The sequence below is a fragment of the Methylorubrum sp. GM97 genome (assembly GCF_024347855.1).
Lineage (GTDB): Bacteria > Pseudomonadota > Alphaproteobacteria > Rhizobiales > Beijerinckiaceae > Methylobacterium > Methylobacterium extorquens.
This window is the reverse complement of the sequence record NZ_AP025942.1, coordinates 902,587-910,000: the sequence shown is the minus strand read 5'-3', so window position 1 is coordinate 910,000 and position 7,414 is coordinate 902,587. Positions and strand designations below refer to the sequence as shown.

Annotated in this window: 6 protein-coding genes and 1 tRNA gene; 4 read left to right on the top strand and 3 right to left on the bottom strand. The window is 69.5% G+C overall.

Going from position 1 to position 7,414, the window contains the following annotated elements; all coding sequences use genetic code 11:
• Positions 1-34: 34 nt before the first annotated feature.
• Positions 35-110 (bottom strand) — tRNA-Glu (locus MSPGM_RS04375).
• Positions 111-214: 104 nt separating this feature from the next.
• On the opposite strand from MSPGM_RS04375, the gene MSPGM_RS04370 reads away from it, so the two are divergent.
• Together MSPGM_RS04370 and MSPGM_RS04365 are read left to right on the top strand one after the other, a co-directional pair.
• Positions 215-1,207 carry an RluA family pseudouridine synthase gene (locus tag MSPGM_RS04370; protein ID WP_012752202.1) on the top strand — a complete coding sequence of 331 codons (993 nt, stop codon included), beginning with the start codon at positions 215-217 and terminating at the stop codon, positions 1,205-1,207.
• Between the two features lie 211 nt (positions 1,208-1,418).
• Positions 1,419-1,868, top strand: a complete 450-nt coding sequence (locus MSPGM_RS04365; protein WP_003602980.1) for a GNAT family N-acetyltransferase — start codon at positions 1,419-1,421, stop codon at positions 1,866-1,868.
• 36 nt (positions 1,869-1,904) lie between these two features.
• Here the strand turns inward: MSPGM_RS04365 and MSPGM_RS04360 are convergent, their stop codons facing one another.
• Positions 1,905-2,117: a hypothetical protein gene (locus MSPGM_RS04360; RefSeq protein WP_244426847.1), complete on the bottom strand. Its 213-nt coding sequence runs from the start codon at positions 2,115-2,117 to the stop codon at positions 1,905-1,907.
• Between the two features lie 487 nt (positions 2,118-2,604).
• Between MSPGM_RS04360 and MSPGM_RS04355 the strand changes: the two genes are divergently transcribed.
• Positions 2,605-4,611 carry a putative bifunctional diguanylate cyclase/phosphodiesterase gene (locus tag MSPGM_RS04355; protein WP_003602984.1) on the top strand — a complete coding sequence of 669 codons (2,007 nt, stop codon included), beginning with the start codon at positions 2,605-2,607 and terminating at the stop codon, positions 4,609-4,611.
• Positions 4,612-4,875: 264 nt separating this feature from the next.
• Positions 4,876-5,769 (top strand): RNA polymerase sigma factor RpoH, encoded by an 894-nt coding sequence (gene rpoH, locus MSPGM_RS04350; RefSeq protein ID WP_003602986.1) that lies wholly within the window; start codon positions 4,876-4,878, stop codon positions 5,767-5,769.
• Between the two features lie 159 nt (positions 5,770-5,928).
• Here the strand turns inward: rpoH and MSPGM_RS04345 are convergent, their stop codons facing one another.
• Positions 5,929-7,410 (bottom strand): histidine kinase, encoded by a 1,482-nt coding sequence (locus MSPGM_RS04345; protein ID WP_261926176.1) that lies wholly within the window; start codon positions 7,408-7,410, stop codon positions 5,929-5,931.
• Positions 7,411-7,414: the final 4 nt, after the last annotated feature.

The window sequence follows — 7,414 nt, the reverse complement described above, 5'->3', positions numbered from 1 at the left end:
CAGCAACGATTTTGGCAACGAGATTGAGGGCCGGTGGCGCTCCCAAGGGGAATCGAACCCCTGTTTTCGCCGTGAGAGGGCGACGTCCTAGACCGCTAGACGATGGGAGCTTCCGGGCCGACGGGGGTTCGTATAGCGAGGCATCCCGGACCCCGCAAGCGCTTTCCGGGGCGAAATGACGAGAATCCTCACGGTGTCCTCCACGGTGCTTTCCATGATCCCCGGCGCGGACGAGGCGCGCAGCCTCGTGCTTGACGAGGGAACCGTTCCCGAGCGGCTCGACCGCGTCCTTGCCCGCGTGTTCGACGATCTCTCCCGTGCCCGGCTCCAGGGCTTGGTGCGCGAGGGCCTCGTGCGCTGCGACGGGATCGTGGTGCGCGATCCCGCGCGCAAGGTCGGGGCTGGCTGCCGGATCAATCTCAGCGTTCCGGCGCCGCTTCCCGCCGAGCCGCTCGGCGAGGCTTTGCCGCTCGCCGTCGTCCATGAGGACGAGGATCTCATCGTCATCGACAAGCCGGCAGGGCTCGTCGTGCACCCGGCGGCGGGGCACGAGGACGGCACCCTCGTCAATCGGCTGATCGCGCATTGCGGGGTGAGCCTGTCCGGGATCGGCGGCGTGCGCCGGCCCGGCATCGTCCACCGCCTCGACAAGGACACGAGCGGCCTGCTCGTCGTCGCCAAGAACGACCTCGCCCATCAGGGCCTCTCCGCCCAGTTCGCCGACCATGGCCGCAGCGGCGCCCTGGAGCGGGCCTATCTCGCCCTGGTCTGGAACGTACCGGAGCCGCGGGCCGGCACGATTCGCGCAAACCTCGCGCGCTCGCGCCACAATCGCGAAAAGATCGCCGTGGTCCGCGACGGCGAGGGGCGGGAGGCGATCACCCACTACCGGGTCGAGGACGTGCACGGGGAGGGTGGTGTCACGGCCCTGCTGCGCTGCCACCTGGAAACCGGACGTACCCACCAGATCCGGGTTCATCTGAGCCATCGCGGCCATCCGCTGCTGGGGGACGCGGTCTATGGCGGCGCCTTCAAGACCAAGGCGGCCCGGCTCAGCGAGCCCGCTCGCGCCGCCCTGGACGTTCTCGGACGGCAGGCCCTGCACGCGGTCGAACTCGGATTTCTCCACCCGCGCTCCGGCGAGCGCCTGCGCTTCGAGAGCCCGCTGCCTGCAGATTTTTCGCGGCTGCTGGCCGCCCTCGGCTGAGACGATCCGCGGCCTTCAGAGCGCCGGGGCCCGGCAGGATGACGGCGCCGCTGAACCACATCCGCGGCACCATGCGCGGATCCGGAAAGCACGGCGCCTTGCCTCGCGGCCCGCCGCCGTGAAACACCCGCGCCATCGGCCCCATGGAGGCGTGCAGGTCGCGCTCCGGTTTCGTGGCGCAGGTTGGAAACGAGATCGGGCGGAGGTGCTGTTGGGAAGCCGATACGGGCTGGAGATCCGCTCGGCGCTGCCGGCCGATGCGGCGGGGCTCGCGGAGCTGTTGAGCGCCTCGGGCCATCCCGTGCCCTCGCACGTCCTGGCCGAGCAGCTCGAGGTGCTCCGGTATGGCCACGGCACGGCGCTGCTCGCCCTCGAATGGGGGCCGCCGAGCGGGATCGTGGTGCTGCACTGGTATCCGGTGCTCGAGCAGGCCTCGCCGGTGGCGCAGATCACGATGCTGCTCGTCGCCCCGGACGGGCGCCGCCGCGGCGTCGGCCGCCAGTTGCTGAAGGCCGCCTCGCAAGCCGCGCGGATGGCGGGCTGCGGCACGATTCAGCTTCTTGCCGCCACGGAGGAGACGGGCCTGCCGGAATTCTGCGGTGCCACCGGCTTCGTGCCGAGCGCGGGCTGCTTCGTGCGCCCCCTGCGCAAGAAGGGGTGACGGGCGGCCCCTACGGGTCGGGCACAGGGACGCGGCTTACAGGTGGAGGAAGGGCAAATCGAGCGGCCGCGGGCCGTCATGTCGGCGGCGCGACCGGAGCTGCGGCGTCCGTTGCACCCAGTGGGCGTCGAAGCGGTCCGAGGCGCGCCCGACGAGAAGCGTCAGGCCATCGAGCGCGGCGATCAAACCGCCGACGCTGAAGCGCAGGCCGTTGCCGCAAGCCCGACCGATCGAATGGAGAACGCGCATGACGACCTTTGCGAGCGAGATGAGCTCGGCGCTCGAGGCGCCGGACACTCGCACAAGTAGCGTTCCGGATCGCGGTTGGGACGCGACCGAAGGTGGCATCGCGCGACCGGAACCTCCTCGCGCCTGCGAGTGCCGCGCAAGACGCCCGATCACCGATCCTCTCGCCTCCGAACAAGGCGGCGCAGCGCGCGCTTTGTGAAGGACTTCACGTCGCCGATCCGGTCTGGATGCCGATCGATCGCCGCAGCTTCCAGCGTGGCGGAGACGCCAGGCATTCAAGCGCGGCGACCTCGGTCATCTCTTGATCGCTCTGCCTCTTGTCAAAAGACCATTCCAGACGAGCGGAGGGTAAGGTCTTGCATGACGTCACCGGCTCGTCATCTCGACGGGTCGCCGGACGATGAAGCTCTTCTCAACCATCTGTTACGTCTTTGCGCGTAAAGGCAGTGTGCTTCATTTCCGAAGCGTCCGACCCGGACTCGTCCTTATGCGCTCACGTCCGAGCACCGAGCCGCATCTCGACAGGCTGATCCGCCGCGATCAGCTCGAGGCGGTGCGCGCCAGCGTGCAGCAGGCCCTGCCCGTCAACGTGCTTCTCGGTCTGGCCGGCTTCCTGGTCGCCCTGCATTCCGGGCACGGCGCTCTCGGCGCCCTCTGGTTTTCCGCTTCCACCGCCTTCAACGGCTTGCGCTTTGGGTTGTGCCGCGCGCCCTGTGCGGGGCTGGCGATGTCCCCCGGCCGGGCTCCGATCTCCGAAGAGGCAGCGGCCCGCTCGATCGACCGGCACCTGTGGCTGGCCTGCCTCGCCGCGCTCCTCTCCGGCTCCGTCTGGGCCCTCCTGCCGCTCCTGTGCGACGGCTACACTTCGGCGCAGACGCTGTTCTATCTCACCGTCACCTGCGGGATCACGGCCGGCGCGGTGACCCACGGCATCGCCTACGCGCGGATCCCGATCTGCTTCATCACGCCGCCGCTCGTCTCGGTCGCGGGATGCCTGCTCGCCGTCGGCGGTTTCGACCAGACCTGCCTCGCGGCCACCGTGCTGCTGTACCTGGCCGCCCTGATCCGCAGCTCGATCGCGACCGAGCGGGGATTCCGGGAGACCAGCCGCCTGAAGAACGAGGCGACCGCGCTCGCCGAGGCGCGCAAGGCCGCCCATGCGAGCGCGAGCGCCCTGGCGGAGGAAATGCGCGAGCGCGCGACGCATGACGGGCTGACCGGCCTCCTGAACCGCGCGGGCTTCATCCAGCGGGCCGAGGAGCAACTGGCGGCGGGGGCATCGGTCTGCCTGATGCTGCTCGACCTCGACGGCTTCAAGTCGGTCAACGACGTCTACGGCCACTCCACCGGGGACCGCGTTCTCGCTGAGGTCGCCCGCCGCATCCGCGTCGCCGTGCCGGTGGATTGCGATGCCGCCCGTCTCGGGGGAGACGAGTTCGCCCTCGTCTACGACAGTGCCCGGGTGATCGAGAGCCCGGCCGCCCTCGCGGAGCGCCTGATCCGGACCGTGGCCCAACCGTTCGAGAGCTTCGATACGGGTCGGCTGGGCATGAGCATCGGCATCTGTCACCGTCCGTCGGACAGCCTGACACATCTGCTGAGTTGCGCCGACGAGGCGCTCTATGCCGCCAAGCATTCGGGCCGCAATCACTTCCGCCTGTTCGACGACGGACTCAGCACGCGCCTGGAGATGCGGCGCGACTGCGAGCGCGATCTCTCGCAGGCCCTGGCCGAGGGAGAGCTGGAGGTGTGGTTCCAGCCGATCTTCGGCCCGGACGGTCGCAGCGTGACCAATTTGGAGGCGCTGGTGCGCTGGCACCACCCGGTGCATGGCTGGGTGCCGCCCGCCGACCTGATCTCCGCCGCCGCCATGGCGGGGCTGACGGAATCGCTGCTGCGCTTCATCCTGGAGCAGGTCTGCGCGATGCTCTGCGCGCTGCGGACGCGGGGACTTCACGACCTTTCGGTGGCGATGAACGTCTCGCCGCGGGAGATGGCGCAGATCGCAGTCGATGAGATCGTGCTCGGGCGGCTTCGGGTGCTCGGTCTGCCGGCGACGGCCCTGGAGATCGAGATCACCGAGGAGACGGCACTCGACATCGAGGCGGTGCAGGGCAAGCTGCTGGCGCTGTCGCGGGCCGGCATTCGGATGGCGCTCGATGATTTCGGGACCGGCTACTCGTCCCTGGCCTCGGTGCGCCAGTTGCGGGCCGACCGGGTCAAGATCGACCGCAGCCTCGTGACCGGTTTGTCGGAGGCCGAGGACAAGCGCGGCCTCGTCCAGGCGGTGCTCGGTCTCGGCCGGGCGCTCGGTCTCGAAGTCGTGGCCGAGGGCATCGAGACGGCGGACGACCTCGCCACGCTCCAGGCCATGGGCTGCCCCTTCATGCAGGGCTACCATCTCGGCCGCCCGCAGCCGCGGGACGACATCCTGCGCTTCCTCGATGCGCGCCCCCGCGCGGATGTTCAGGCGCTTCGCCTGCGCGAGGCGTGAGGCGCCCTATCGAGGCGGACCGAACCGGTTCATGCGAAGCATCGAGAGGGGGCTAAGAAAGGTGCGTTTCGGCACTGCGACCCCTGTGCGCCCGTGACACGTTAAACCCGGACTCCGGTTCGCGCGTTGGACCCTGCGTGAACAGCGTTGGTCGCTACCGGGCATGGCGGATTTCCATTAAGATGGGGAGCGGCGTGGTCGGCTCAAGAGAGCGGCCATTCGCTTGGAGCCCGCCCGACAGGGGGGCTGTTTAAGGAGGTGCACATGGCCGGCGCTCTGCCCGTGCTCGCCAATGAGGGAGGCCTTTCGCGCTACCTCGATGAGATCCGCAAGTTCCCGATGCTGGAGCCGGCGGAAGAGTTTACTCTTGCCAAGAGCTGGCGCGACGATGGTGACCGCGAAGCCGCGCACCGCCTCGTGACCTCGCACCTGCGTCTCGTGGCCAAGATCGCCATGGGCTATCGCGGCTACGGCCTGCCGATCAGCGAAGTCGTGTCCGAGGGCAATGTCGGCCTGATGCAGGCCGTGAAGCGCTTCGATCCGGACAAGGGCTTTCGGCTGGCCACCTACGCGATGTGGTGGATCAAGGCGGCGATCCAGGAATACATCCTGCGCTCGTGGTCCCTCGTGAAGATGGGGACCACTGCCAACCAGAAGAAGCTGTTCTTCAACCTGCGCAAGGCGAAGGGCCGCATCTCGGCGCTCGACGAGGGCGATCTGCGCCCTGATCAGGTCCAGCACATCGCCACCTCGCTCGGCGTGCCCGCGCAGGACGTGATCGACATGAACCGCCGCCTGTCCGGCGACACCTCGCTCAACGCGCCCCTGCGCGAGGAGGGCGAAGGCGAATGGCAGGACTGGCTGGTGGACAACAGCCCGAGCCAGGAGACCGTGCTCGCCCGCGAGGAAGAGGGGCGCAACCGTCTCTCGGCCCTGCGCGACGCGCTCGGCGTGCTGAACCCGCGCGAGCGGCGCATCTTCGAGGCGCGGCGACTGGCCGACGACCCGATCACCCTAGAGGATCTCTCGGGCGAGTTCGGTGTCTCGCGCGAGCGCGTCCGTCAGATCGAGGTGCGGGCCTTCGAGAAGGTGCAGGAGGCGGTCAAGCGCAACCTCGCAACCCGCGAACTGCCCCGGACCGAGGCGCGGGTCTCGTAGGCGGCGCGGCGTCGTCCGCACGCCTGCTCCGATCCGAGAATGAAAAAACCCGGCCCCCAATGGTGGCCGGGTTTTTCGTGTGAGCGACCGTCGACGCTCCAACGCATCATCCCGAAAGGCGGGTGGCGCCTGTCGGGTTGATGCACGGTCAGACCATCCTTAGTCGCGCCACTGCGCGAAGGCACTCTGCAGAGCCTGGGCGCCGGCGCTGCCCTTTTCGAAGCTGATGACCGCCCGCTGGCCGTTCGCGTAGGTCAGGGCCAGATCGAACCAGTTCTTGTGCAGCAACAGCTCGGTGTTGCGGTCGACGTCGCTCTTCAGCGACGACAGACCGATCAGGAACAGGTTCTCGCGTACCCGCACCGGCAGGCCCGAGACCGGGGAGCCGCGGGAGGCTTCCTCGTCCTTGAGCTGGAGCAGGCCGATATTCTGCACTGCGCGCTGGGCACCGGCATCCGCGTTGTTGGTGAAGGCGAGTTCGACGGTGTGAGACGCGGGCAGCGTCGCATCCAGATTCTTGCGCATGGTCATCGCCAGCGTCAGCCCCGCCTCCGGGAACTCCACGTTGACGCGGAGTGCCGTCTGCAACGGCTCGCCCTGTTCGCCGTTCACCGCTTCCAGCCGCCAGACCGTATGGCCGTTGGTGGCGATCGGCTGGGCGCGCGTGTCGCTCTGGTTCTCCTCGTAGAGGATCGCCCGCTGCGAGACGGTCACCTCCGGCTGGGCCGGAGCGGCGCCGGGAGCGGCGGGCTTCGGCCGGGCCTCGGCCTCGTTGCGCTCGGCTCCGACCCGATCCGAGAACTTCGCATCCGGCTGCTCGGCCGGCGTCTCCTGCTCGGCCGCGCTCTGCTGGAGATCGGAGGGTTGGTCACGCAGGAAGAAGGCCGCCACCGCGATCAGCGCGATCACCGCCGCGAGCACGCCGCCGACGAACAGGTTGCGTAGCAGGCGCGAACGCCCCTCGGGCGGCGTCACCACGTCGATGCGCGGGCGCTGGCGGCCGTTGCCCGCCTCGCCGGCTCCGTTCGTCTCGGGCGAGGCTGGATCGGCGCTAGCCTCGGCCTCGGACGCGACGGAGGCCGGCTCAGGCTCGGTAACCGGTGGGATGAAGCCGTTCTCGTTTTGCGGCTCAGGCTTCACGGCCTCGTCGGCTTTCGGCCGGCGGGTCGGCGGCATGAACGGCACCGTCTCGGCCGGCGGCTTCGGCTCGGCCGGTCCGGTGTCCGTTCCGATTGCGGCTGGCACCGAGGCCGGCGGCAGAACCAGCGGCTCGTCGGATGTCTGCGGCGGCTCCGGCTCCGGCAGCGTCGGCGGCAGGGGGCCGGGCGAGAGCGGCTCGGGCCGGGTCGGCTCGGGCGGCGGGGGAGGGGGCGCTTCCGGTACGGTGGCCGAAGGCTCCTCGGCCGGCATCGTCGCGGCCGCGGGTGGCGGCGCCTCGTATTCCGCCTCCAGGCGGCCGATCGCCGTGTCGAGCGCTTTGCGCTCGAGGTCGATGTCCGCTTCCGGCACCGGCGGGTCGAGCGAGCGGAGCTGCGCGATCAGCGCGCTGCGTGCACGGTCGTAGACGGCCCGGCGCAGAGCCGGGGAACGGTCGGGCAGGGCGTCGAGCGCGCGTGCCAGCAACGGATAATAGTCGGCCATCGTG